Origin of the sequence: Rhizobium sophoriradicis (assembly GCF_025200795.1) — a bacterium.
Classification (GTDB): domain Bacteria; phylum Pseudomonadota; class Alphaproteobacteria; order Rhizobiales; family Rhizobiaceae; genus Rhizobium; species Rhizobium sophoriradicis.
The window spans coordinates 3559413-3585744 of the sequence record NZ_CP104152.1 but is presented as its reverse complement, the minus strand read 5'-3'; the positions used below and the strand labels follow the sequence as shown (position 1 = coordinate 3585744).

The following is a 26332-nucleotide window of genomic DNA, read 5'->3' as shown; positions in this document are numbered from 1 at the left end:
ATGGATCGTCGTTCGTTTTTCAAGAAGGCGGGAACCGCCGGGGCCGGCGCGGTTGCCGCAACGGCATTGGCAGCGCCTGCGATCGCGCAGGAGAATCCGAAGATCGCGTGGCGCATGACGTCGTCGTTTCCGAAGAGCTTGGACACGATCTATGGCGGTGCCGAAGACATCGCCAAGCATGTCGCCGCCGCAACGGACGGCAATTTCACCATCCAGCCTTTCGCGGCCGGTGAAGTCGTGCCGGGACTTCAGGCCGTCGATGCGGTGGCTGCCGGTACGGTCGAGGCAGCCCACACCACCTCCTATTATTTCGTCGGAAAGGATCCGACCTACGCCATCGGAACGGCCATTCCGTTCGGGCTCAACAGCCGCCTGACCAATGCCTGGTTTAACGACGGTAACGGCAACAAGCTGATGAACGAGTTTTATGCCACACAGGGCATGTATGCTTTGCCGGCCGGCAATACCGGTGCCCAGATGGGCGGCTGGTTCCGCAAGGAAATCAACACGCTCGACGACCTCAAGGGCGTCAAGATGCGCATCGCCGGCCTTGCCGGCCGCGTCATGGAGAAGGTCGGCGTCATCCCGCAGCAGATCGCCGGCGGCGACATCTATCCGGCGCTCGAAAAGGGCACGATCGATGCGGCGGAATTCGTCGGTCCCTATGACGATCTGAAGCTCGGCTTCCACAAGGTGGCGAAATATTACTATTATCCGGGCTGGTGGGAAGGCGGCCCGACGGTGCATGCGTTCTTCAACCTCGACAAATGGAGCAACCTGCCGAAGCACTACCAGGCAGCGCTCACCGACGCGTGCGCCTTCGCCAACACCAACATGCTGGCGAAATACGACACGAAGAACCCGACGGCGCTGAAGCAGCTCGTCGCCGAAGGCGCAACACTGCGTCCGTTCAGCCAGGAAATCATGGAAGCCTGCTTCCAGGCGGCTATGGGCATTTACGGCGAAATCTCGGCCAACAACCAGTATTTCAAGAAGATCTACGACGATCAGACCGCTTTCAAGCGCGACGCCTATCTGTGGATGCAGCTTTCGGAATACACCTTCGATACGTTCATGATGATCCAGCAGCGGGCCGGCAAGCTCTAAGCGCTTCCACCAGCGCATCGAACGCATACGAAAACCCCGGATCGCTTGGTCCGGGGTTTTGTTTTGGCCCTGTTATTTGGGGTTATTTCGCGGGTGGCGGCGGGGCTCCCGGCAAGCCGAGCGGCGGCAGGTTCAGGCCTGGGATCTGCGGTGCGCCATTGCCGACCGGCGGCAGGCCGAGCTGGCCGCCGAAGCCAGGCACTTCGATCTTGATCGAATTCGGGTCGACCTTCGGGCCATGGTCGAGCCAGTAGGTGACCGATTGCGGCCAGAAGATCACGATTGCTACCAGGATCAGCTGCATGCCGACCCAGGGCAGCGCGCCCATGTAGATATCCGAGGTCTTGACCTCCTTGCCGGCGATCGAGCGCAGATAGAAGAGCGCGAAGCCGAAGGGAGGATGCATGAAGCTCGTCTGCATGTTGACGCAGATCAGCACGCCGAACCAGATCAGGTCGATACCGAGACTGGAGGCGACGGGGGCAAGCATCGGGATGACGATGAAGGCGATTTCGAAGAAATCGAGGAAGAAGGCCAGCACGAAGATGAAGATGTTGACGAAGATCAGGAAGCCGACCGGGCCGCCCGGGATGCCCGACAACATGTGCTCGATCCAGCGCGAACCATCCATGCCCTGGAAGACCAGGCTGAAACAGGTGGAGCCGATCAGGATCATCACCACCATCGAGGTGATGTGGGTGGTCGACGTCATCGCTTCGCGGATCAGCGGCCAGGTGAGACGTCGATTCATCGCGGCGAGCGCCATGGCGCCGACGACGCCGAGCGCGCCGGCTTCCGTCGGCGTCGCAAGGCCCATGAAGATCGTGCCGAGCACCAGGAAGATCAGCACGATCGAGGGCACCATGCCCATCAGTACTTTTGCCAGCAGCGCCCAGTTGAAGTCCCCGCGCACCTCCTTCGGCAGCGGCGGCATCGATTTTGGCCTGATGATCGACATCACCAGGATGAAGAGCACGAAGATCGAAACCTGCAGGATCGAGGGGCCGATCGCGCCGAGATACATGTCGCCGACCGATCTGCCGAGCTGGTCGGCGAGGACGACGAGCACGAGCGAAGGCGGGATCACCTGGGTGATGGTGCCGGAGGCGGCGATGACGCCGGTGGCAAGGCGCGGGCTGTAGCCGTAGCGCAGCATGATCGGCAGCGAAATCACGCCCATGGTGATGACGGAGGCGGCCACCGTGCCGGTGATGGCGCCGAGCACGGCGCCGACCAGGATGACGGCATAGGCGAGACCGCCGGGAATGCCGCCAAAGAGCTTGCCGGTGCCTTCGAGCAGATCCTCGGCAAGGCCGCAGCGTTCCAGCACCGCGCCCATGAAGGTGAAGAAGGGAATGGCGAGCAGCAGGTCGTTGGAGACGATGCCGAAAAAGCGCAGGGGCAGCGCTTGCAGGAAGGCTTCGCTGAAATGGCCAGTGGCGATGCCGATGATGCCGAAGAACAGGCCGACGGCGGCGAGCGAAAAGGCGACCGGAAAGCCGTAGAGCATGAAGATGACCATGCCCAGGAACATGGCCGGCGGAATAATGCCGAAATCAAACAAATCCGTTCCTCCCGGGGCGCTATTGCAGCGGCTTTTCGTATTTCGTGTCGATGCTGATCTGGCCGGTGAGGGCGGCGATCCGCTTGATCAGCTCGGAAACGCCCTGAAGGGACAGCAGTGCGAAGCCTGCGACCAGGATCAGCTTGACGGGCCAGCGGATCAGTCCGCCGGCATTGCCCGATATTTCCCCCTGCGTGTAAGACAGCGCGAAGAATGGCCAGCAGAGCCAGGTGAGGAAGATGCAGACGGGGATGAGGAACAGGATGAGGCCGACGATGTCGATCCAGATCTTCGCCTTGTCTGACACGGCGCCGTAGATCAGGTCGACGCGGACATGCTCATTGTTGCGCAGCGCATGCGAGGCGCCGAGCATGACGACGAAGGCGAAGAGATACCACTGGATTTCCAGCCAGCCGTTCGAACTGTAGTTGAAGGCATAACGTACGATGGCATTTCCGGCGCTGATCAGACAACAGAACAGCACCATATATTCGGAAAGTTTGCCCATGATCCGGCTGAGCGAATCGATCAGCCGGCTTGCCGCCAGAAGTCCCGACATTCGTTTCCCTTATTCTTGTCCTGCCGTTATTTCGGCAGCTTTCCCTCTTTGAAGTCGGTGTAGACTACGGCCTTTGAAATTGGAAGGATAAATGCCGTGCATAGGCGCATAGTCGTACAGCGCTGCCCTCGTCCTCTCGCGCGCGGGGCTCGGGTTTTTCCGAAAACGATTCCGATTTTCGGCATCAAGATGGCCGGTCCGCACAATCAGCACATTTTTCGACAACCTTGGCGTGGATGATTTTTTCAAAAAACTCGCGATAAGGCTGCAATATCATCCCGCGGCTGTGATGCTCATCCTGTGGTTTTAGAAAATTTGCCCAAATGTTTGATTCGATTGAAATCAATTTTTAAAGGGTTGCCACTAGAATTCCCGCGCACAGGGAAAGTGTGGATGAAGCCAGATAGCCCGAACAGGGTCCCTTTAGATGTGTATCTGTCGTTTGTGAGTTCCCTTTCCGGGAACCGCATGACGCTTCTTGCTGGCGTAATCGTCCACGTGGCGACATGCCTTGCCGTCGCCGCCAAGACACAGTCTTCCGTCTACATTCTCCTCTCTGCCGCCTTCCTTCTGGTCTTCAGCGTGCGCATGGCCATCTTCCGGCAGTTTGACCGCGTCGACAAGGAGAGACTGTCGCACGCCGGCATCGAGCGTTGGGAGCGGATTCTGGTTGCCGGTGCTGCCTGCACCACGGCATTGCTCGGCATCGCCAGCGGCTACGCGATCTTCGTCGTGCGCGATTCCTTTGCCGAGCTTGCCTGCATTGCCGTCACTATGGCAACCATGGTTTCGGTCGTCGGCCGCAACTACGGTTCGCGCCTCGCGGTCGACCTTCAGACGTTCTCCTGTTGCCTGCCGATGATAATCTGCAGCCTGTTGGCGCTGGATTTCTACCGGGGTCTACTGTCGATCTTCCTTATCCCCTTCTGGCTGACGACGCGGGCAATGGCCAATGGCGTGCGCGATTTCCTATACGAGAACGTGATTGCGCGTCGGGAAATCACCATGATCGCCGACCGTTTCGATACGGCGCTCAACAACATGCCGCACGGCTTGGTCATGGTGGATGTGGAAAACCGGATTCAGGTCGTCAACCGCAAGGCCTGCGAGCTTTTGAAGATCGGTGCGCCGGAGCGGCTGAAGGACCGCGATCTCGGCGCCGTGCTGCGTTATGGCGCGCGTTACAGCTTTATGGATGCCTCGCAGCCGGAGCTCATCCTGCGCCAGCTCACCCAGGTCGCCGACGGCAACCTGTCACGTACGCTCATTCATTTCCCTGAGAACCTGTCGCTCGAATTCTCCGCCAGCCGCAGGGCCGACGGCGGCGCCGTTCTGATCTTCGAAGACGTGTCGAGCCGGGTGAAGGCGGAGCAGAAGATCATGCACATGGTCCGCTTCGATGCGCTGACCGGTCTGCCGAACCGCGAATATTTCGGGCAGCTGGTCCAGGAATATCTCGCCAGGCACCCGCGCAAATCAGGACCGCTCGGCTTCATGGTTCTCGATATCGACGAGTTCAAACATGTCAACGACATGCGTGGTCACGTCACCGGCGACCATCTGCTTTGCGCCATCGCCGCCCGTATCAAGCAGGCTTGCGGCAATGCCATCCTCGGCCGGTTGATGGGCGATCAGTTCATCCTGTTCTTCCCGCATGCGAAGGAGCCCACATCGCTCGAGCTCTCGATTCGCCGCGTGCACGCTGCGATCCAGGGCCATTACGAGGTCGACGAGCTGACCTTCCTCGTGTCGCTCAGCGCCGGTTACGCGGTCCTCGAAAGTTCGGCCTTTGCAATGGACGAGTGGAGCGTCAAGGCGGATCTTGCCCTGTTCGAAAGCAAGTCCCGCCTCAAGGGCGGCATTTCAGGATTCGAGCGGGAGATGGACGGGCGCTATATCGAGCAGCAGAAGCTGAAGGCTGACCTGCGCGAAGCGGTTTCGGCGCAGGCGCTGCACCTCGTCTTCCAGCCGATGTTCCGGGCCGATGGCGCACGGATCGAATGCGCCGAAGCGCTGGCCCGCTGGGTGCATCCGGAGAAGGGCTCGATTCCGCCAGACGTATTCATCCGGCTTGCCGAAGAGATGGGCATTATCTCCGACATCACCCGTTTCGTCCTGTTCAAGGCCTGCAGCGAGTGCATGAGCTGGCCGGACCATATCGCCGTCTCGGTCAACCTCTCGGCGCGTGACTTGCGTGATGCCGATATTCTCTCGGTTGTCGCCGATGCGCTTGCTCATTCCGGTCTCGATGCGGCGCGGCTGCATCTCGAAGTCACCGAAAGCTGCCTGATCGACGAGCCGCAGGCCGTGCGCGCCATCCTGGCGGAACTGAGGGCCCGCGGCATCACCATCGCCATCGACGATTTCGGCACCGGTTTCTCCAGTCTCAGCTATCTCGACACGCTGCCGCTCGATATCGTCAAGATCGACCGTTCCTTCGTGCGCAACATCGTCGAGGATACCCGCCGTCTCAAGCTGTTGCGCGGCACAGTCCATCTCGCCCGCGAACTCGGCCTGAAGATCGTCATCGAGGGCGTCGAGACCGAGGAGCAGCTCGCGTTGCTCAACAAGCACCGCAGCACCGATCTGGTGCAGGGCTATGTTTTCTCGCAGCCGGTGCCGTCCCAAAACATCCCGCTGCTGCAGCAGGGCATCGGCCGCCGCCCTGTGCAACGTCGCCGCAATAAGGTCGCCTGAGCGCTCTGTGAGCGCCAATTCTTCCACTGACAATCCCCCGCACCGTTAACCTTAATAGTTTATTTACGGCCCGAATTATCGGATTTCCTTGCCTAAATTTCACCCGCGTATGATTAATGATCCGTTAACGAGCGGATCGAGAGAATGTCAGAGACACTGTTCAAGCGTAATGATTTCAGCACGAAAATTTTGGATATTTTGGATCATGTCGAATATCGCCGCGTCGAAAGCAGCGAAGACATGGAACAGGTGGAACGCCTGCGTTACAAGGCTTACAAGGCCCATGACGTCCTGGCGCTCGCTCCGAAAGGGCTGCTTGATGACAGCGATTTCGACAGCCACGCCTATATTTTCGGGTTGTACTATTATGGTGAGCTGATCAGCACGATCCGAGTTCATTATGTGACACCCGAGCATCGTCTCAGCCAGTCCGGTGGCGCTTTTCCTGAGGCGATGGACGAACTCCTGGACGCCGGGCTGACGTTGATTGATCCGGCGCGTTTCGCAGCTGACCCGGAACTCACCGCGGATCTGCCCTGGGTTCCCTACCTGACGCTGAGACCCACCATCGTTGCGGCAGCTTATTTCCGCGCAGACCGCGTGCTTCAGTTTGTTCGACCGCCGCATGCAGCTTTCTATAAGCGGGTCTTCTATGCCGACACGATCGTCCCCGGCCGGCTGGCGAAGAATTACGGGATCGACATGACGCTGATGGCGACGAATGTGGTCGAGGTCGGGCGCAAGCTGTTGACGCGCTACCCCTTCTTCATCTCCAGCGCCAGCGAGCAGCGCATGATGTTCTCGCGCAATCCCAACGACACGTTGCCGCCGCTCACCATTATTCCGACGGCGCGTTTCGTGCCGCCGGGTGAACTCGGCACGGACCTGCCGCTCTGATTTCTCCTGCCGCCGTACGGGGGCGACATAGGGGCGATGACAAGATCCGCAGCCGATGTCCCGCCATGCTCTTTCCTCCGTGGGAGATGGGTGGTTTGGAACTGTGGCTGCGGCATTCTCATGCATTGCGCTTTCGCCTGTCATTGTGTAATTCCTGCAAGCAAGAATTCCCTCGGTCTAAGCGGGGGAATCAGGCAGCGCAGAGGCATTTCAGGGAGACGATATTTATGGCCGAACATCATACCGGACCGGTCGAGACCGGCGCGCCGATGGATTACAGAGAACATGAAAAAACCTACGACATGTTCATCGCGGCCACGAAATACGGCTCGATGCTTCTGATCGTCCTCCTGCTTGCGATGACTGCCGGTTTCTTCGGCGGCGCCGGCCTTCTCGGCGGTCTCTTCGTCTTCATCATTCTTCTCGCTGCCGGCATCTTCCTGGTCCGCTGATTGCGGTAAGGGGAGGAGGGGGCTTTTCCGCAGCTTTGTGACTGAGGCGCGTCGCGATCGTTCAGATTCGCTCCTCGCGCTTCAGGTCTTTATTTTCTCGCACGTCGTTATCGCAGAACCGCCGTACAGTTTTGCGCGACATGCTTAGGTGCTTGGCCTGCGCAGGCGCGCCTGCGGCGGTCTGGCTGACCCGGAGGAGGGGGCAGTTGGGCAATATTATTTTCGTTGCAAGCGAAGTCACGGACGGGGAGACGCGGGTCGCGGCTTCTGCCGAAACCGTGAAGAAAATGAAGAGTTTCGGCTTCGATGTGGTCGTCGAAGCCGGTGCCGGGGCGGCGTCACGTATTCCGGACGGAGAGTTCGAGGCTGCCGGCGCCAGGATCGGCAGTCTGGCCGATGCCGCTTCGGCCGATGTGGTGCTGAAGGTGCGCCGCCCGAGCGCGTCGGAAATCGCAGGCTATAAGAGCGGCGCGGTTGTGATCGCCATCATGGACCCCTATGGCAATGACGAGGCGATTGCGGGTCTCGCCAGCGCCGGGCTTTCGGCTTTTGCGATGGAGCTGATGCCCCGCATCACACGCGCCCAATCGATGGACGTGCTGTCGTCCCAAGCCAATCTCGCCGGTTACCAGGCCGTCATCGAAGCGGCAGCGGTTTATGACCGCGCCATGCCCATGATGATGACGGCCGCCGGCACCGTGCCGGCCGCCAAGGTCTTCGTCATGGGTGCCGGCGTCGCCGGCCTCCAGGCGATCGCCACCGCGCGCCGTCTCGGCGCGGCGGTTTCGGCCACCGACGTGCGCCCGGCCGCCAAGGAACAGGTCGCCTCGCTCGGCGCCAAGTTCATCGCCGTCGAGGACGAGGAGTTCAAGGCGGCGGAAACGGCCGGCGGCTATGCCAAGGAAATGTCGGCCGACTATCAGGGCAAGCAGGCCGCACTCGTGGCCGAACATATCACCAAGCAGGATATCGTCATCACCACGGCGCTGATCCCTGGTCGCGCTGCGCCGCGTCTCGTCTCACGCGCTATGCTCGCCTCGATGAAGCCGGGAGCGGTGGCCGTCGACCTTGCCGTCGAGCGCGGCGGCAATATCGAGGGCGTCGTTGCCGGTGAAATCGCCGATGTCGAAGGCGTGAGCGTGATCGGTTTCGCCAACATGCCGGGCCGGGTTGCGGCCAGCGCCTCGGCGCTCTACGCCAAAAACCTCGTCACCTTCCTCGAGACCATGGTCAACAAGGAAACCGGGAGCGTGGTCGTCAATGTCGACGACGAACTCGTCAAGGCGACGATGCTGACCTATGCCGGCGACGTAGTTCATCCCGCCTTCGGCGGCGCGAAGAAGGGGGACATGTGATGGCCAGTGAAGCAATGGACAGAGCGCTTGAACAGCTCGACCAGGCGGTGACGGCCGTCGTTACGGCGGCGGCCCAGGCGCCGGAGGCGGCAAGTGCCGCGACCGGTGGGGCGATCGATCCCTTCGTCTTTCAATTCGCGATCTTCGTCTTGTCGATCTTCGTCGGTTATTATGTCGTGTGGTCGGTGACGCCGGCGCTGCATACGCCGCTGATGGCCGTCACCAATGCGATCTCCTCGGTCATTGTGGTCGGCGCGCTTCTGGCGGTCGGCATCTCCACAAGCGGACTTGCGACTGGCTTCGGCTTCGTCGCGCTGGTGCTCGTCTCGGTCAATATCTTCGGCGGCTTCCTCGTCACGCAGCGAATGCTTGCGATGTACCGCAAGAAGGACCGGTGAGGGACCGATGACCAATATTGCAGCCTTCTTCTACCTCGTTTCCGGCGTTCTGTTCATCCTGGCGCTGCGCGGCCTGTCGCATCCGGCCACCAGCCGCAAAGGCAATCTCTACGGCATGGTCGGAATGGGGATCGCCATTCTGACGACGCTCGTGCTGGCGACGCCTAATTTCGGCGGCTTCGTGCTGATCATCCTCGGCCTTGCCATCGGCGGCAGCGTCGGCGCCTATGTCGCCCGCACCATCGCCATGACCTCGATGCCGCAGCTCGTCGCCGGCTTCCATTCGCTGGTCGGCCTTGCAGCCGTCCTGGTCGCCGCCTCGGCGCTCTATACGCCTGCTTCCTTCGGCATCGGCGAGATCGGCCAGATCCACACCGAGGCGCGTATCGAGATGGCGCTCGGCGTGGCGATCGGAGCGCTCACCTTCACCGGCTCGATCATCGCCTTCCTGAAGCTCGACGGACGCATGTCCGGCAAACCGATCCTGCTGCCCTACCGGCATGTGATCAATGCGGCGCTGTTGGCGTTGATCATTCTCTTCATCATCGGGCTTGCCGCCACCGAAAGCCATTTTGATTTCTGGGCCGTCGTGGCGCTGTCGCTGGCGCTCGGCGTTCTTTTGATCGTGCCGATCGGCGGCGCCGATATGCCCGTCGTCGTTTCGATGCTGAATTCCTATTCAGGCTGGGCCGCGGCCGGAATCGGCTTCACGCTCGGCAATCTGGCGCTGATCATCACCGGCGCGCTCGTCGGCTCCTCCGGCGCGATCCTTTCCTACATCATGTGCAAGGGCATGAACCGCTCCTTCGTCTCCGTCATCCTCGGCGGTTTCGGCGGCGAGGCGGCCTCCGCCGGACCCGATACGTCGGACCGGACCGTCAAGCTCGGCTCGGCCGAGGATGCAGCCTATCTGATGGCCAACGCCTCGAAGGTGATCATCGTGCCGGGTTATGGCATGGCGGTGGCCCAGGCCCAGCATGCGCTACGCGAACTCGCCGACAATCTTAAGAAGAACGGCGTCGAGGTGAAATATGCGATCCATCCGGTCGCGGGCCGCATGCCGGGCCATATGAACGTGCTGCTTGCCGAAGCCAATGTCCCCTATGACGAGGTCTTCGAGCTCGAGGACATCAATTCGGAATTCGCTCAGGCCGACGTCGCCTATGTCATCGGCGCCAACGACGTCACCAATCCGGCCGCGCGCGACGACAAGACCTCGCCGATCTACGGCATGCCGATCCTCGACGTCGACCGGGCAAAGACCTGCCTTTTCGTCAAGCGCTCGCTCGGCTCCGGTTATGCCGGCATCGACAATACGCTGTTCTATAAGGACGGCACGATGATGCTGCTCGGCGATGCGAAGAAAATGACCGAGGATATCAACAAGGCGATTTCGCATTGATCGAGCGAGATGCAGCCGCCCATCGGGCGGCTGTTCGATTCATGCCGGCCGGTCTGTGCCATGCCGGCTCGGTGTCGCCTTGCCGCAAGCAAGTCTTCCGTCATACCTCGCCCGGCACCAGCGTCATCTTCTCGACCCCGATCGCCAGGTTCAGTCCTTCCTGAGCCTGGACGTTCAATGGCTGCAGCATGAAGGCTTTGTTTGTGCCGCCGGCGATCACCTTGGCGCCGGCGCCTGCACCGATGCTCGCATCCGCCCCGACACCGTAGTACTCGCCGGCCAGGGCATACTGCGGCATATCCGTGCCGGTTTTCGCAAGCACCTGCCAGATCATCACGCTCTTGCCGGTCTGGCCGATATCGAGGCCGAATTTCTCGATTTTGCCGGCGTAGACCGCCTTGGCGCCGCCGGATGCCGGCGTGTAGGTGCAGATCAGGTTCTTCTGCGACGTGATGATCAGACCCTGGCCGCCATCCGATCCGCAGACCAGGCGGCCAAGCGTGACATAGCTTTCGGCGCCTGCCGGGCTTGCCCAGGCCGCGGCCGTCAGAGCCACGGCTGCGATCGTGGTTTGCTTGAACATGGTCTTTCTCCTTGGGAACGACCTGTTCGAAACGGGTGCCGGTGGCGATTGTTCCGGGAGGCTGAAGCCCGCCGCATCAAACGTGATGCATGGGATGCGTTCTCGCGCTTTGATTTCCCCGGAAACGCTCAGCCCTTGCGGGCGACATGCGTCAGGCCCGCTCCAGCGTGGCGCGTTGCGCCGTCAACACCCATAAGAGACCTTCAAGCCGGAAATCGATCTCAACAGTGCCGCGGAAGGCGGCGGCGGCATGGGCTTTGATAACGGTCGTGCCGAAGCCCGTGCGTGACGGCTCTACCACCGGCGGGCCGCCGCGCTCCTCCCAGGTGAAGCGGAGCAGGGCATCCGGCTTGTCTTCCTCCCTGACATCTCGCCATTCGAAGCGGACACGGCCTTGCGGAACGGAAAGTGCGCCGTATTTCACCGAATTGGTGGCCAACTCATGCAGCGCCAGACCGAGATTCTGCACCGCATCCGGCTTCAGGACGAAATCCTCACCTGTGATTTCGATCTGTTCGCGCGATTGCGGGAAGGCCTGCAGATGGATGTCGACGACCCGCCGAAGCGATACGCCTCCCCATTGCTCGCTGGTCAGGAGCTCGATCGAACGCACCAGCCCGTCGAGGCGATCGGCGACAGCGGACTGGAAGGTCTCGACGCTGTCGGCCTGCTTGGCGAGCTGGCGCATCATTGCCTGGGCGAGCGTCAGAAGATTTTTCGTGCGGTGGACGAGCTCGTGCATGACGAAACGCAGCCGGTCCTCGGTCTGGCTGCGGTCGAAGGAAGCATTCGACAGAGCGATCGCCACCTGGTTCGCCTCTATGACGCTGGTCTCGACCGGCGAGACAATGTGGCCGTCGCCCATACGCTTTGCCATTTCGGCGATATCGCGGATGGTGGTGCGCACCTGCCTTGCGACGGCATAGGCGGCGAGCACTGCGACGAGCACAAGCGCCACGCCGCCGATGATCAGGAAGCGCCAGGTGCTGAGGATCGAAGCCTGCGCGACCGGCCCCCAGATCACTGTTTTCCATGACCAGCCGGGGATCTGGGCATAACCGAGAAGCATGTGCGGCAGGATCGCCTCATCTTCGAAGACGCCGCGGGAGAAGCTCAGCGCCGGCAGGATGCGCGGATCAAAGGGCGTGCCGGGTTCCGGGGCTGCGGGGCCGGCAGCAACGACCACGTGACCGCTTTGATCGACGACGGCTGCCGACCAGCCGGGGGCAAGGCCCTGGGTCGTGACCAGCCTGCCGAGATCCTTGGCATCCTGCGTGATGATGAGGGCGGCGACCGGATCATCCGCCCGCGGGAGGGTGACATTATAGACCCATTCGCCGCTAGTTCTGCCGCGAAAAACATCCGAAGCCTCGATGCGGCCGGATTTCATGGCGGCATCGAGCGCGGCGATGTTTGCCGTCTTTTCGAGCGGCGTGCCGAAAGGCCGGCGCGTGTTCAGCAGTTGCTGACCGCTGCGGTCGACGGCGAGGACGTAGAGCGTATTGTTCCGCAGAGCCGTTTCCGTGCGCTCGTGGAAGGAGGCGAGATCGCCGTTTTCAAGCTCCGGCGAGCTCGACAGCAGCCGCAGCGTTGTCGCCATGTCCTGAAGCTGGCGGTCGATGATGCGTGAAAGGGCAAGCGCGTCCTGCGCCGTTTCGCGCTTCAGCGTCGAGCGCTGGTTATCCTCCAGCTGCAATAAAAGCAGCGCCACGAAGGCGAAAATCGGCAGCGCGATCGCCACCGCCATGGCGACGAGATAAGTGCCGATCGAAGCCTTTGGGAAGAACAGCGCGACGATCTTCATTGAATGTGCCGCGCCGCCTGTACCATCGCACAATCCATCAGGTCCACTCGAGCGAAGGATAAAATCGCGGGGCAGAGAACGTGGCCGTACCGCTGGCGCCGTTCGGCAGATGCGCGGCGCTGAGGCGGGCGCTGCCCGCAACAGTTTTCGCTCGCGGTCAGGAACGCAAAGATTCGCATCTCTCGCAAAACGCCCTCAACACGTTTTTCCATGCCCGACAGCGGGCCATCGAAGCAGCGACATGTTATGGGGAGCATGAGCCGGTTGCAACATCGTATGACACGCCATCGACGATGACGGATGTTTTTTCCGCCTCTCTTTTCAAGGCGATGCGGCCGCCTTCATGACAGCGTCGCTGTCATCGGCGGCCGCGCCAATGCACATCCTTAGCCGGCTGGGGCGACGCCCACTCGGGCGAGTCCATCTCGGGCCGGCTGGTATTTCGGATCAAGCCCGACTGCATGGCGGTAAGAGCGGGCAGCCTTCGCCTTATCGCCGCGGCGTTCGTAGACAAGCGCCTGGTTGGCCCAGGATTCGGCGATGTTACCGTTGAGCTCGATTGCATGGTTGAAATCGGCAAAGGCGTTGTCGTCATCGTTCAGCGCGAAATAGGAAATGCCGCGGCCATTATAGGGTTCGGCCGAATTCGGCGCGAGCGAGATCGCCTTCGAGAAATCGTCGATCGCCTTATCCTGCTGATTGCGCTTCTGATAGATCAGCCCACGATTGTGGTAGGCGCGCCCGTCGGTGGTGCCGAGCTGGATTGCCTTGCTGAAGTCGTTGAAGGCCGCATCGTCCTGACCGGCCATGCGATAGACATTGCCGCGGCCGATATAGGCGACGTCGTAGCTTGGATTGATCTGCAGCGCGGCATTGTAGTCGGCAATCGCCTGCTGCTGTTGACCCATGTTGCGATAGACAAGGGCGCGGTTGGCATAGGCCTGGAAGAAGCGCGGATTGATCTGCAAAGCCGTGTTGAAATCGTTCAGCGCCTGGCGGAACTGACCGCCGCGGCCATAGGCGGAGCCGCGGACGTTGTAGCCCTCGGGATCCCTGGGGTTGGCGTTGATAACAGCCGTCAGCGACGCGATATTCTCTTCCGACCCTTGAGCCTTGTCGATGCGGATCACGGCGTCAGTGGTGTTGGTCGTCTCACAACCGGCGAGGCCGAACACGGCGGCCAATGCCACAGCGGGCAGCAATGCGGTTTTCTGCAAGCGCCAGGCGCGGGACAAATTGAAGGTGGTATCAGCCATTCGGGCTCGCTTTCCCCATGCGGCATATCCGAGACCGGGATATGCGATCTTCAGCGACAAACTAAAAAGGCGGCGGCGAACCAATCGCCCCCGCCACAATGCATCTGAAAACGTCGAAAAAACGACGGCAACGCTTAGCGTGCGACCAGGCCTTCGCGCTGGGCGCGCTTGCGGGCCAGCTTGCGAACGCGGCGAACAGCTTCGGCCTTTTCGCGAGCACGCTTCTGCGACGGCTTCTCGTAGTAGTCGCGCATCTTCATTTCGCGGAAAATGCCTTCGCGCTGCATCTTCTTCTTGAGAGCGCGGAGAGCCTGATCGACATTGTTATCGCGGACAAGTACCTGCACGAGAATCACGTTCCTTTGGTTTGGTTGATGCCTGAGGCGGCGCAGCGCCAGGGGCAAAAAAATAACGTTCGCGCGGCCGCAGCCTTGCGATTGGTGATGCGGGATAGCAGATCGAGTAGGGGAAGTCCAGATGGATATGGGAAGCAGCCGGAAAAATCACACCTGACCGGCATCCTGTCTCGACCGCGCCGCCTCAGGTAAGGCCTCATCCAGAGCGGCAATCGCCTCCTTGAGCGCCGTTCTGACCCGAAGGCGGTCGGCAGGCTCCACCCGGCTCATATCCAGATGCAGGTCGAGGCCGGAGAGGTGTTCGCTCAGAACGCGGCTCTTATGGTCCGTGCCGAGCGTCAGCCCGTCCACGGCATAGGGCACGATCTCACGCTGTATGCCCTTCATCGTGATCGGCGGCAGCGGATGAGCGGCGACGATTTCGTTTACCAGCGCATAGGTTTCGTAGCTGACGACGATTTCTCCACCCTGGGCGATCGATTGCAGCCGGGCTGCCAGATTGGCCTCGGCGCCGATGATCGTGTAGTCCATGCGGTCACTGCTGCCGAAATTGCCGACGTTGCAATAGCCGCTGTTGATGCCCATGCGCACGACGAAAGGCTCTTCGGTGCCGTTTCTGCGCCATCTGTCCTTGAGTTCGCCGAGGCGGCGCTGCATGTCAACGGCCATGCGCAGGCAGGCTTTCGCATCCTCCTCCGGCCCCTTCGTTTCCGGGTCGCCGAAGAAGACCAGCATGGCGTCGCCGATGAACTTGTCCACCGTGCCGCCATGCGCCAAGGCAATGTTCGACATCTCGGTGAGATATTCATTGAGCATCTCCGTCAGCGCTTCCGGCTGTAGCCGCTCGGTGGTCGCGGTGAAATCCTTGATGTCGGAGAAGAAGATCGTCAGGCGCTTGCGCTCGGTATGGACCACCACGTCCTTCTGCCCACTGAAGATGCTCTTGTAGATCTGCGGCGAGAGGTAGCGTGAAATCTTCAGCGAGACGCTGGCGAGGAATTCGTTGGCCGCTTCCAGATCCTGGTTGGCGTTATGGATCGCGCGCGCCTGCTGCCGCTGCAGCAGAATGAAGCTGAGGCCGATGATGGCGACAAACAGAAAATAACACAGCAGGTATTTGAAGGCGAAGACGTTACTCGCATAGGGCTGCCGGATGATCACTTCCTGGATGCCGCGCACATCGCCCACCTTCCAATCGGTCTTCGGGCTTTCCGGGTGGCTGTTGTGGCAGGCAACGCAGGCCTGCCCCATGACAACGGGCGTGATGAACCGCAGGGTATCGGTCAGTCCGACACGCGTGAGATCGTTCAGCGTCTGTTGCGGGTTGGCGCGCAACGCGGCAAGCGCTCGTCTCTCGAAATCGTCGAGCTCGTGGGACGCGCGGCTCTTGAACGGCAGGTCGGAGACGAAGCGGTAGGTGATATTGGCCTGCTGCTCCTTGATGACGTCGCCGAGTTCCAGCGAGAGTGTCGCCGGCAGCGGAATGGCGCCTGGTATATTGGCGTAGTTGTGCGAAACGACCGTGCCCGCCGTTGTGCCGCTGGCATGGGCGGCCAGGACGCGTCCTACGACATTGGCGGAATAGTAGGAGCGGATGCTCGATATCAGCGAGCTCATGTCGCGCGCCTGGCGTCTGAGAGTATTTCCGGAGAGATCGCTGATGTCGAGCCAGACGGCAAGCGGCAGTCCTGCAAGCATCGCCAGCACGACGACGATCAGCCAATAGCCGCTGCGGCGCACGGCGGTTTCGGAAATCACGGGAGCCCCCACTCTCTTATTTGAAAAGCATTCGCGCTTCGCTCGGTACAAGATCATTTCGCCGCGCGCGCGGCAAGATCGAAGCCATGTCGTTGAAGCAAAGGCGTGGCCGAACTGACGGCGTTGTTGCGCTGATCGATGGAAAGCGGAGGGCGCGGAAGCGAAAAGAACCGTCCGTAGCGTATGTGCGAATGGTGTTCGGACAGAAAGCGGCGTAGCCTGTCGGGCGGCAGGTGCGTGGCCGCTCGATCGGCCGTGGGAGGGAACGCCGGTTGAGATGATGACTCGCGTGCAGCAAATCGGTGTCATTATCGGCCTGGTGATCGTGGCCGCGCTGACGATGCTCCGGGCAGACGATCCCGGGATTTTCAAGCTGATCCGTGGCGTGACCTTCGACGAATATCAGCGTCTTCTTCCGAGAACCTTCGAGCCGATGCCGGTCCGTGTGATCGATATTGACGAGGCGTCGCTGCGCGAATTCGGCCAATGGCCTTGGCCACGAGACCGGTTGGCCCTGCTGGTGAACCGGCTTTCGGAGATGGGCGCTGCGGCCATTGCATTCGACATTCTCTTTTCCGAGCCGGATCGGCTGTCGCCGCGCAATGTCGTGCGCGAGGTCACCGGGGTCGATCCGTCCCTGGCCGAGAAACTTCCTGATAATGACGAGATATTTGCCCAGGCAATCTCTGGCAAGCCTGTCGTGCTCGGCTTCGGGCTTTCCAATGAGGGCAGTTACCGGCCGCCTGTCAAGGCGGGCTTTGCTTTCACCGGCGAAAGCCCTGTCTCGGCGCCGCCTCATCTTACCGCATCGACGCCGCTCAGACCACAATTGGAAGCCAACGCGGCAGGGCTCGGCCACATCAGCCTCAATCCCGGCAATCCTTCGCCGGTGGTGCGGACGGTGCCGTTGTTCCTGACCGATGGTGTGCAGCTCTACCCCAACCTCGCGGTCGAGGCGCTACGCGTCGCGCAGGGCGTTTCCACCTATGTATTGGCCGGCGCCCCCGATCGTGCTGGCGTAATGACATCGGCAAAGATCGGCGATTTCGTCGTGCCGCTGACGGCGGCGGGTGAATTCTGGCTCTATGTCAGCCCCGACCGGGCTGAGCGCTACATATCCGTCCGCCGGGTGCTCGCCGCCGAAGGCGCCTCTTCCGAGGTCTCTGCCGCCATTGGCGGCAGCATCGTCTTCATCGGCACGTCGGCGGCAGGCCTGCAGGACATCCGCGTCACGGCGCTCGGTGAGAATGTTCCCGGTGTTTCGATGCATGCGCAGGCCGTCGAGCAGATTCTCTCCGGCCGTTTCCTGTCGCGTCCCGATTGGGCGGATGGGCTGGAAATCCTTACGATCGCGGTGCTCGGATGCCTGCTCGTCGTGGTCACGACCTTCGTCAGTCCCGCCGTCGCACTGGTCTGCGGCCTGCTTATTACCGCAATGGCGCTCGTGGCCTCCTGGCTCTCCTTTCTCTATGCAGGGCTTCTCCTCGATCCGCTGGCTCCGATCGTCAGCGGATCGATCACCCATTTTGCCGCGACCTCGTTCCGCATTCTCGTGATCGATCGGGAAAGGCGCGAGGTGCGACGCGCCTTCGGGCATTATCTGTCTCCGTCGCTGCTCCATCGCATCGAGCATAACCGCGATGCATTGCGCCTCGGCGGCGACGACCGCGAGCTGACGGTCATGTTCGTCGACGTCAGGAACTTCACCGAGATGAGTGAACGGCTGGCGCCGACGGATGTCGTCGCCTTCCTGAACACGTTGCTCGACGCGCTGAGCCGTCATGTCGTGGCCAATGAAGGCACACTCGACAAGTTTATCGGCGATTCGATCATGGCGTTCTGGAACGCGCCGGTTGATGTTGCGGATCATGAAACCAAGGCGGTTCGCACTGCCCTGGCCATGCGCGAGACACTCGCCGAACTGAACGCCGGCGACGCCTTCGGCTTCGGTCCCGATCAGCAGGTCGACATCGGCATCGGCATCCATACCGGCATTGCCTGCGTCGGCAATATGGGCGCCAAGACCCGCTTCAACTATTCGGCCGTCGGAGATGCCGTCAACGTCGCCGCCCGCATCGAGTCGTCGTGCAAAGAAGTAGGCTTCGATATCCTCATCTCCGACAGTACTGCACGGTCAGTGAAAGGAATGGCGCTGATCGACGCCGGCGCCATTCCACTGAAGGGCAAGAGCAGCCGCACCAAGATTCTTGCCGTCCTCGGCGATGAGCAGGTAGCGGCATCCCGGGAATTCGCCGCGCTCAATGCCGTTCACCGGCAATTGATGCAAGCCCTGCATTCGCATTCAAGGAACACCCGCAAACTTATGGATACGGCAAAGCTCAGGGCGGATGAGGTGGTGGGCGGTTTGGTGGAATTCTATCGGCGGATACCCAGCAGGACCGATCATTTTCGGGAATTGCCTGCGGGGATCGAAAAGAGGGCTGCCGATACCGAAAAGTAAAAGCGATTTTCGGAGTGCCCTTCTTGGGAAGGATATCACCTTCATTACCCGACACGCCGACAGTCCTCGCCGCCCTGCAATGCTCGTTGACGCACTACCTCATTGCGAGGCGGATATAGCGGTGCCGACGCCTTGACTTGCGAGGATCCCGAAAACAGCCTCACCGGCCGCGCTTGAAATCCGGATTTCGGTCGTGGTTTCGATCATTCTTATGATCGCGATCTCCATCATGGTGGCGCCCGTGCTCCCGATGATCCAAACCGTGATTTCCGGGCTTTCCGTCATCGTCATGGCGCCCATGGCCCTCATGCTTGTCGGGTCTATCCAGCTTGTCATGGTGGGGCTTATCATAGTGCGGCCGGTCGTGATGTGGCTTGTCGTGGTGCGGCCTGTCGTGATGAGGCTTATCGGGCTTGTTCGGTCGCTCTTTTTGCGGCTCGGCCTGTCTCTGTGGCGGATCCTGCCTCTGCGGAGCAGGTGCAACTGCCGGCGGAGGCCGTGTTCTGTCTTTTCTTTCCGGCATAACGGAGGCCATATTGCAGCCGCCGAGCATACCGATGCCGCCGGCAAGCCGCTGGTTGCCGGAGAGGAAGGGGAGGGCGCGGAGATTTCCAAGCGTATCGAGAACGCTGGGATCGACCCGGCGCGCCGGCGTCATATCGCCATTCGGTTTGGCGACAACGCAATCGCAGCGTTGCTGCAGCTGGCGACAGCCGCCGGGGCCGCAAAAGCTGGCCGCGCCGTTCAGGAGTACGACGGCGGTGGTGCCGTCCGGGCCGACATAGAAATCGAATGCGGTGCCGCGCACGCCGATTGTTCCGGCCGGAGTCAGGATCTGATAGGCTGACGATTTGGAATTGCCGCTGACCCAGCGGAAGGTCCCCTTGGCGGCTTTGATGGTGAGCTTTCTAACCGATTGCGTGTCGTCGAAGACATATTTGTCGATGACGACAGACGAGCCCCAGCCGACCGCAAGTTTGGTGCCGTCACGAAACAGAAACTGGCCAAGCCCGGATGGCGATGTTCGGATACGCTCGTCGCGGTGAACGCTGGTATTGACCGCAATCGGTCCGGCCTGTCCGGTGACTTCGGTCTTGATGAGGACAGCCTGACCAACCGGCTCGGCGGCGGGCGACGCCTGGGCGCTGCAAAACGCGATGAGAAGCGCGTGGAAGAATGGACGCCGACCCCACATGATACAAGAACCCTGGAAACAGGGGGAGAGTTAACATTTTAGTAACTGCTTGTCTTCTCGCCCTCTTGGGTGAGGGCTAGCCGGCGGCCGATCGATTGCTGGTTGTGCCAACTTCCGAGGAAACGGAGCGCGTGTCCTGGAGGCAGGGCGCTTTTCGACATCATGTCGCTCAGTGTCAAAACCAAAGCTCTCGCGCGTCGCAAAAGAGCCGTTGTGCCGCATTTGGATTTGCGATTTGTATGGGCACGGAGAATGGCCTTGCCCGAAGGAGAAGAAGGCGGATGCGGAAATATTCGGTTTTTGCCGTGGCGCGAGAGGCCCTTCGTGGCCACAGAGGCTGGGAGAAGCAGTGGACGTCGCCGGAACCGCGCGCCGAATACGACGTCGTCATCATCGGCGCCGGCGGGCACGGCCTGGGCGCCGCCTATTATCTCGCCAAGGAGCATGGCATCACCAATGTGGCGGTGATCGAAAAGGGCTGGCTCGGCGGCGGCAATACCGGCCGCAACACCACCATCATCCGCTCGAACTATCTCTATGAAGAGAGCATGCACATTTACGAGCATTCGATGAAGCTCTGGGAGGGGCTTTCGCAGGAGCTCAATTACAATGTGATGTATTCGCCGCGCGGCGTGATGATGCTCTCGCACAATATTCACGACCAGCAGTCGTTTAAACGGCATATCCATGCCAACCGGCTCTACGGCATCGACAATGAATGGCTGACGCCGGAACAGGCGAAGGCCTATTGTCCGCCGCTCGATATCTCCGCCAGCGCGCGCTACCCGATCAATGGTGCGGCACTGCAGCGGCGCGGCGGCACGGCACGACATGATGCGGTCGCCTGGGGTTATGCGCGCGCAGCGTCGGATCGCGGTGTCCACATCATCCAGAATTGCGAGGTGACCGGCATCCGCCGTGCGCCCGATGGGCGCGTGACCGGCGTGGAGACGACGCGCGGTTTCATCGGCGCCAGAAAGATCGGCGTGTCGGCGGCCGGCCATACGACCACGATCATGAAGATGGCCGATGTGCGGGTGCCGCTGCAGTCGAGCCCGCTGCAGGCGCTGGTTTCCGAGCCGCTGAAACCGATCTTCCCCTGTGTCGTCATGTCGAACACCGTACACGCCTATATCTCCCAGTCCGACAAGGGAGAGCTCGTCATCGGCGCCGGCACCGACCAGTATAATTCCTACTCACAGACCGGCGGGCTGCAGATCATCACCCATACGCTCGATGCCATCTGCGAACTCTTCCCGATGTTCCGGCGCGTCAAGATGATGCGCCAATGGGGCGGCATCGTCGACAATACGCCGGATCGTTCGGCGATCCAGTCGAAGACGCCGGTTCCGGGTCTTTACGTCAATTGCGGCTGGGGCACCGGCGGTTTCAAGGCGACGCCGGGTTCGGCCAATCTCTTCGCCCATCTGATCGCCCGCGACGAACCGCACAAGTTCAATGCCGGCCTGACGTTGGAGCGTTTCCGCAGCGGCCGGCTGATCGACGAGGCGGCGGCGGCGGCGGTGGCGCACTGATGATGGGTGTTTTCGTGCTAACGCTCGCTCCTTTCGTCGCTCACCCCCTCATCCGTCTTTCAGGCACCTTCTCCCCGCTGGGGAGAAGTGGAGGAGAAGGAAATCCTACATGCTGCTGATCCATTGCCCTTACTGCCAGGAAGAGCGCTCCGAGCTCGAGTTCCGCGGCGCGGGTGACGCGCATATTGCGCGGCCCGCAGATATTGCCTCGATCTCGGACGCGGAATTCGAAGCCTATTTCTTTCTGCGCGACAATCCGAAGGGGCTGATATTCGAACGCTGGCGGCACATCCATGGCTGCGGACGTTTCTTCAATGCAGTCCGCGACACGGTGAGCGACAAGTTCCTCATGACCTACAAGGCCGGTGAGCCGAAGCCCGTGGTCGGCGCTGCTGCCGAGAAGCACGCACCCGTCGAGACATATGAAGCACTGGAAGGAGAGGCGCAATGAGCGGCGTCAACCGTATCGCCGGTAGGGGGCGCCTGACGCCGGCCAAAACCGCGCGCTTCAGCTTCGACGGCAAGAGCTACACGGCGCTCGAAGGCGATAGCGTCGCCTCGGCGCTGATCGCCCACGGCGTGCATCTTCTGGGACGTTCGTTCAAATATCATCGGCCGCGCGGCATTCTGTCAGCTGGCGCCGAGGAACCGAACGCCCTCATCGACGTCGCTCGCGATGCCGCACGCAAGCAGCCGAACGTGCGCGCCACCGTGCAGGAAGTCTTCGATGGCATGATCGTCAGCTCGCAGAACCGCTGGCCCTCGCTTGCCCGCGATGTCGGGGCCATCAACAATCTGATGTCGCCGTTCTTCGCCGCCGGCTTCTACTACAAGACCTTCATGTGGCCGCGCGCCGCCTGGAAGCACGTCTATGAACCGCTCATCCGTCGCGCCGCCGGCCTCGGTGTTGCCCCGACGGAAGGCGATCCGGACCATTATGCCAGCCGTTACGCGCATTGCGACGTGCTGGTGGTTGGCGGCGGCGTTGCCGGGCTTTCGGCGGCGCTGGCCGCGGCCCGAACCGGCGTCAGGGTGATCCTCTGCGACGAGCAGCCGGAAGCGGGCGGTGCGCTGCGCTACGATGCCGGCGCCAAGATCGACGGGCAGGACGGCTTCACCTGGGCGCAGAAGACCGTGGCGCAGCTGAAGGCGATGGACAATGTCCAAGTGCTGCTGCGCACGACGGCTTTCGGCTACTACAACCACAATTTCGTCGGCCTTGCAGAGCGCGTCACCGACCATCTCGCCAATCCCGCCCATGATCTGCCGCGCGAACGGCTCTGGCAGGTCCGTGCCAAGCGGGTGATCCTCGCCAACGGCGCGATCGAACGGCACATGGTATTTCCGAACAACGACCGGCCGGGTATTATGCTGGCCTCGGCGGCGCGGACCTATCTCAACCATTACGGCGTCGCCGTCGGCAAGAATGTCGGCATCTACACGGCGCATGACTCGGCCTATGAAGCGGCCTTCGATCTGAAACGAGCAGGTGTCTCGATCGCTGCGATCGTCGATTGCCGGCAGGCGCCGGGTGCGGCGGTATTGGCGGAGGCACGTGCGCTCGGCATCGACGTGCTGGCCGGCCAGTCGGTCATCAATACCGCGGGGCGGCTGCGCATCTCGTCGATGACGGTGGCACGCAACGGCGGCGGTTCGCCGCGCAAGATCGCCGTCGATGCGCTGCTGGTTTCGGCCGGCTGGACACCGTCCGTGCATCTGTTCTCGCAGTCGCGCGGCAAAGTGGCCTTCGACGCTGAAAGCCAGCGTTTCCTGCCCGGCTCCTACGCGCAGGACTGCCTGTCGGTCGGCGCCTGCAACGGCACCGACGACCTGCAGCAGACGATCGAGGAATCGCTTGCCGCCGGCGAGCTGATGGCGCAGGCCACCGGCGGAAGCAGCGGCGAGAAGATCGCAATGTCGGCCGAGCAGGCGTTTGAATGGACAGGCGGCATGATCGGTGCTGCCGAAGGCGCCGGGCCGAAAACCAACGGCAAGGCTTTCATCGACTTCCAGCACGATGTCTGTGCCAAGGATATCCGCCTTGCCGTGCGCGAGGGCATGCATTCGATCGAGCACATCAAGCGCTTTACGACCAACGGCATGGCCTCGGACCAGGGCAAGCTTTCCAACATGCATGGCCTGGCGATCGCCGCCGAAATGCTCGGCAAGGAAATTCCGCAGGTCGGTCTCACCACCTTCCGCGCCCCCTACACGCCGGTCACCTACGGCACGCTGGTCGGCCATTCGCGCGGAGAGTTGTTCGATCCGACGCGCAAGACGCCGCTGCATGGCTGGGAAGAAGCCCACGGCGCCGTTTTTGAAGATGTCGGCAACTGGAAACGCGCCTGGTTCTATCCGCGTGCCGGCGAGAACATGCATCAGGCGGTCGCGCGCGAATGCCGCACAGCCCGAAAGTCGGCCGGTATTTTCGACGCTTCGACACTTGGCAAGATCGAGGTAGTGGGGCCGGATGCGGCGAAGTTCCTCAACCTCATCTACACCAATGCCTGGGATACGCTGAAGCCGGGCAAGGCCCGCTACGGCATCATGACCCGCGAAGACGGCTTCGTTTATGACGACGGTGTCGTCGGGCGACTGGCCGAGGACCGTTTCCATGTCACGACGACGACCGGCGGAGCGCCGCGCGTTCTTCACCACATGGAAGATTACCTGCAGACGGAATTCCCGGACCTGAAGGTATGGCTGACGTCGGTCACCGAGCAATGGGCCGTCATTGCCGTGCAGGGACCGAAAGCGCGCGCGATCGTCGAGCCGCTGGTCGAAGGGGTCGACCTTTCAAACGTGGCGTTCCCGCATATGAGCGTTGCCGAATGCACGGTCTGCGGTGTGCCGGCGCGGCTCTTCCGCGTCTCCTTCACCGGCGAAATCGGCTTCGAAATCAACGTGCCTGCCGATTATGGCCAGTCGGTGCTCGAAGCCGTCTGGGCCAATGCCGAGCCGCTCGGCGCCTGCGTCTACGGTACCGAGACGATGCACGTTCTGCGCGCCGAAAAGGGCTACATCATCGTCGGCCAGGATACTGACGGGACGGTTACTCCCGACGATGCGGGTGTTGCCTGGGCCGTTTCGAAGAAGAAGAAGGACTTCGTCGGCATTCGCGGCCTGCAGCGGCCGGACCTCGTAAAGGAGGGACGCAAGCAGCTTGTCGGGCTTATCACCAAGGATCCGAAGCTGGTGCTTGAGGAAGGCGCGCAGGTCGTCGCGAACCCGAACGAGCCGAAGCCGATGACGATGCTCGGCCACGTCACCTCGGCCTACTGGTCGGAAAACTGCGGCCGGTCGATCGCCTTCGCGCTCGTCGCTGGCGGCCGGGCGCGGATGGGAGAGACGCTCTACGTGCCGATGCCGGACCGGACGATCGCCGTCGAGGTGACGGACCTGGTGTTTTTTGACAAGGAAGGAGGCCGCATCCATGGCTGATGTTGCAATTCGCAAACCGGCGCTTGCCGGCCGTCTCGGCGGCTCCGCCACCGTGCGCCTGACGGTCGCACCGGCCGCGACCCGCGTGGCGCTACGCGCGCCGGCGCAATCGCTCGCAGCACTTTCTTTGGCTCTCGGCCTGTCCGTACCGACCACGCCGAAAACATCCGGCCGCGCCGGTGCACGATCGGCGCTCTGGCTTGGGCCGGACGAGTGGCTGTTGATCGACGAGGCGGGCGGCGATTTGATGGCGGCGTGTTCAAGCGCCGGCGCGCTGCATTCGGCGACCGACGTTTCCCACCGCAATGTGGCAATCATCGTTTCGGGACCGGGTGCGGAGCTCACGCTTGCGGCCGGCTGCCCGCAGGACCTGTCGCTTTCGGCCTTTCCGGTCGGCGCCGCTTCGCGGACCATTTTCGGCAAGGCCGAGATCGTGCTTCTGCGCACCGATGAAGAGACGTTCCGGGTAGAATGCTGGCGGTCATTTTCCGACTTCGTCTTTGGCCTGCTCAACGAGGCGGCCCATGATGCCGGCCATTGAGCGGGACGAATCCTGACTGCATAGGGCGCCCATCCGAGGGAGGACGAATGCTGCATCATGCCTCCCTCGGCGTTTCCGATATAGAGCGGTCGGCGGCATTTTACGATGCCGCCCTCGGCGCGCTCGGCTATGTCAGGGTCTGGGATGACATCAGGCCTGGCCAGACGGGACAGGCGGTCGGCTACGGCCTTCCCGGCGGCGGAGACAAACTGGCGATCAAACATCGGCCAGAGGGCCAGCGCCCGGCCGGCCCCGGATTTCATCTGGCCTTTGCCGCCCTGAGCCGTGCGGCGGTCGATGCGTTTCATGACGCGGCAATCGCGCATGGCGGCCGTGACAATGGCGGTCCCGGTCTTCGACCCCATTATGGCGAGCATTATTATGCCGCCTTCGTCATCGATCCGGACGGCCACGCGCTTGAAGCGGTTCTTAATTCCGCGGAATCATAGCCGCATCCGGGCTTACACGTCCTCGGGACGATCCTTCGGGTCGAACTGGATGATGGTGATCCACTTGGCCGTCAGCGCCGGCTTCTTCTCGTTTTCGATTTCGATGGTGACGTCGTAGGTGGTCATCAGCATGCCGCCGCCGCGGAAGCGGGCGTCGGAGAGCAGGAAGCGGCCGCGCACGCGGGCGCCGCTTTTGACCGGCGTCATGAAGCGGACGCGATCGAAGCCGTAATTGATGCCCATGGTCTGCTCGCGCACTTTGGGCAGGCAGTTGTAATTCATCGCCGAGAGCAGGGACAGTGTCAGGAAGCCATGGGCGATGGTGCCGCCGAAAGGGCTCTCGGCGGCGGCGCGCTCCGGATCGACATGAATGAACTGATGGTCATCCGTTGCCCCCGCAAAGGCGTCGATCATCGTCTGGTCGACGGTGATCCAATCCGACAGGCCCGTTTCCATGCCGATCAATCCCCGCACGTCGGAGAGTGAAATTTCCGTGCCCATGCATTTCCTCGTCAGATAAGC

Annotated in this window: 22 protein-coding genes; 13 read left to right on the top strand and 9 right to left on the bottom strand. The window is 61.6% G+C overall.

Annotated elements, in window-relative coordinates:
- Entirely contained in the window at window positions 1-1107 is a 1107-nt protein-coding gene (locus tag N2597_RS17610) for a TRAP transporter substrate-binding protein (protein ID WP_039622275.1), read from the top strand.
- 82 nt (window positions 1108-1189) lie between these two features.
- Here the strand turns inward: N2597_RS17610 and N2597_RS17605 are convergent, their stop codons facing one another.
- Both N2597_RS17605 and N2597_RS17600 read right to left on the bottom strand, forming a co-directional pair.
- Entirely contained in the window at window positions 1190-2671 is a 1482-nt protein-coding gene (locus N2597_RS17605; protein ID WP_183599532.1) for a TRAP transporter large permease, read from the bottom strand.
- A gap of 19 nt (window positions 2672-2690) precedes the next feature.
- The gene (locus N2597_RS17600) at window positions 2691-3230 is read right to left on the bottom strand and encodes a TRAP transporter small permease subunit (protein ID WP_039622271.1); all 540 of its coding nucleotides are present in this window, start codon (window positions 3228-3230) and stop codon (window positions 2691-2693) included.
- A 393-nt stretch (window positions 3231-3623) separates the two neighbouring features.
- On the opposite strand from N2597_RS17600, the gene N2597_RS17595 reads away from it, so the two are divergent.
- The 6 genes from N2597_RS17595 (at window position 3624) to N2597_RS17570 (ending at window position 10431) form a co-directional block, all read left to right on the top strand.
- A complete protein-coding gene (locus N2597_RS17595; RefSeq protein WP_039622270.1) occupies window positions 3624-5927 on the top strand; it encodes a putative bifunctional diguanylate cyclase/phosphodiesterase in 2304 nt (767 codons plus the stop codon).
- 144 nt (window positions 5928-6071) lie between these two features.
- Window positions 6072-6824 (top strand): N-acyl amino acid synthase FeeM domain-containing protein, encoded by a 753-nt coding sequence (locus N2597_RS17590; protein ID WP_077990711.1) that lies wholly within the window; start codon window positions 6072-6074, stop codon window positions 6822-6824.
- Between the two features lie 227 nt (window positions 6825-7051).
- A complete protein-coding gene (locus N2597_RS17585; protein WP_038691333.1) occupies window positions 7052-7276 on the top strand; it encodes an aa3-type cytochrome c oxidase subunit IV in 225 nt (74 codons plus the stop codon).
- 206 nt (window positions 7277-7482) lie between these two features.
- On the top strand, window positions 7483-8631 hold the full coding sequence (locus N2597_RS17580; RefSeq protein ID WP_183599530.1) for a Re/Si-specific NAD(P)(+) transhydrogenase subunit alpha: 1149 nt from the start codon (window positions 7483-7485) through the stop codon (window positions 8629-8631).
- Window positions 8631-9029: a proton-translocating transhydrogenase family protein gene (locus N2597_RS17575; protein ID WP_010053318.1), complete on the top strand. Its 399-nt coding sequence runs from the start codon at window positions 8631-8633 to the stop codon at window positions 9027-9029. Before N2597_RS17580 ends, N2597_RS17575 begins: the two co-directional genes overlap by 1 nt.
- 7 nt (window positions 9030-9036) lie before the next feature.
- Window positions 9037-10431 (top strand): NAD(P)(+) transhydrogenase (Re/Si-specific) subunit beta, encoded by a 1395-nt coding sequence (locus N2597_RS17570; RefSeq protein ID WP_183599528.1) that lies wholly within the window; start codon window positions 9037-9039, stop codon window positions 10429-10431.
- Between the two features lie 100 nt (window positions 10432-10531).
- Here the strand turns inward: N2597_RS17570 and N2597_RS17565 are convergent, their stop codons facing one another.
- From N2597_RS17565 to N2597_RS17545, 5 genes are all read right to left on the bottom strand, one after another.
- Window positions 10532-11014 (bottom strand): DUF992 domain-containing protein, encoded by a 483-nt coding sequence (locus N2597_RS17565; protein WP_183599526.1) that lies wholly within the window; start codon window positions 11012-11014, stop codon window positions 10532-10534.
- Between the two features lie 151 nt (window positions 11015-11165).
- Window positions 11166-12818, bottom strand: coding sequence for a sensor histidine kinase (locus tag N2597_RS17560; protein WP_038691326.1), 1653 nt, complete (start codon window positions 12816-12818; stop codon window positions 11166-11168).
- Between the two features lie 386 nt (window positions 12819-13204).
- Window positions 13205-14074 carry a tetratricopeptide repeat protein gene (locus tag N2597_RS17555; protein WP_039622258.1) on the bottom strand — a complete coding sequence of 290 codons (870 nt, stop codon included), beginning with the start codon at window positions 14072-14074 and terminating at the stop codon, window positions 13205-13207.
- Window positions 14075-14208: 134 nt separating this feature from the next.
- Window positions 14209-14421, bottom strand: a complete 213-nt coding sequence (rpsU, locus tag N2597_RS17550; protein WP_003585885.1) for a 30S ribosomal protein S21 — start codon at window positions 14419-14421, stop codon at window positions 14209-14211.
- A gap of 156 nt (window positions 14422-14577) precedes the next feature.
- Complete coding sequence (locus tag N2597_RS17545; RefSeq protein WP_183599524.1) at window positions 14578-16200, bottom strand: adenylate/guanylate cyclase domain-containing protein; 1623 nt, start codon at window positions 16198-16200, stop codon at window positions 14578-14580.
- A 268-nt stretch (window positions 16201-16468) separates the two neighbouring features.
- Here N2597_RS17545 and N2597_RS17540 point away from each other — a divergent pair, with 268 nt between their 5' ends.
- Window positions 16469-18649: a CHASE2 domain-containing protein gene (locus tag N2597_RS17540; protein ID WP_183599562.1), complete on the top strand. Its 2181-nt coding sequence runs from the start codon at window positions 16469-16471 to the stop codon at window positions 18647-18649.
- Window positions 18650-18809: 160 nt separating this feature from the next.
- On the opposite strand, the gene N2597_RS17535 is transcribed toward N2597_RS17540, so the two are convergent.
- Complete coding sequence (locus tag N2597_RS17535; RefSeq protein ID WP_183599522.1) at window positions 18810-19844, bottom strand: FecR family protein; 1035 nt, start codon at window positions 19842-19844, stop codon at window positions 18810-18812.
- A 281-nt stretch (window positions 19845-20125) separates the two neighbouring features.
- Here N2597_RS17535 and N2597_RS17530 point away from each other — a divergent pair, with 281 nt between their 5' ends.
- From N2597_RS17530 to N2597_RS17510, 5 genes are all read left to right on the top strand, one after another.
- Complete coding sequence (locus N2597_RS17530) at window positions 20126-21379, top strand: sarcosine oxidase subunit beta family protein (protein WP_004668351.1); 1254 nt, start codon at window positions 20126-20128, stop codon at window positions 21377-21379.
- 109 nt (window positions 21380-21488) lie between these two features.
- Window positions 21489-21830, top strand: a complete 342-nt coding sequence (locus tag N2597_RS17525; RefSeq protein WP_017967899.1) for a sarcosine oxidase subunit delta — start codon at window positions 21489-21491, stop codon at window positions 21828-21830.
- Entirely contained in the window at window positions 21827-24820 is a 2994-nt protein-coding gene (locus tag N2597_RS17520; RefSeq protein WP_183599520.1) for a sarcosine oxidase subunit alpha, read from the top strand. The genes N2597_RS17525 and N2597_RS17520 overlap by 4 nt, the downstream gene beginning before the upstream one ends.
- On the top strand, window positions 24813-25361 hold the full coding sequence (locus N2597_RS17515) for a sarcosine oxidase subunit gamma (RefSeq protein WP_183599518.1): 549 nt from the start codon (window positions 24813-24815) through the stop codon (window positions 25359-25361). The genes N2597_RS17520 and N2597_RS17515 overlap by 8 nt, the downstream gene beginning before the upstream one ends.
- A 47-nt stretch (window positions 25362-25408) precedes the next feature.
- A complete protein-coding gene (locus tag N2597_RS17510) occupies window positions 25409-25810 on the top strand; it encodes a VOC family protein (RefSeq protein ID WP_183599516.1) in 402 nt (133 codons plus the stop codon).
- Between the two features lie 12 nt (window positions 25811-25822).
- Here N2597_RS17510 and N2597_RS17505 read toward each other — a convergent pair whose 3' ends face one another.
- The gene (locus N2597_RS17505) at window positions 25823-26311 is read right to left on the bottom strand and encodes a MaoC family dehydratase (protein ID WP_038691313.1); all 489 of its coding nucleotides are present in this window, start codon (window positions 26309-26311) and stop codon (window positions 25823-25825) included.
- Window positions 26312-26332: the final 21 nt, after the last annotated feature.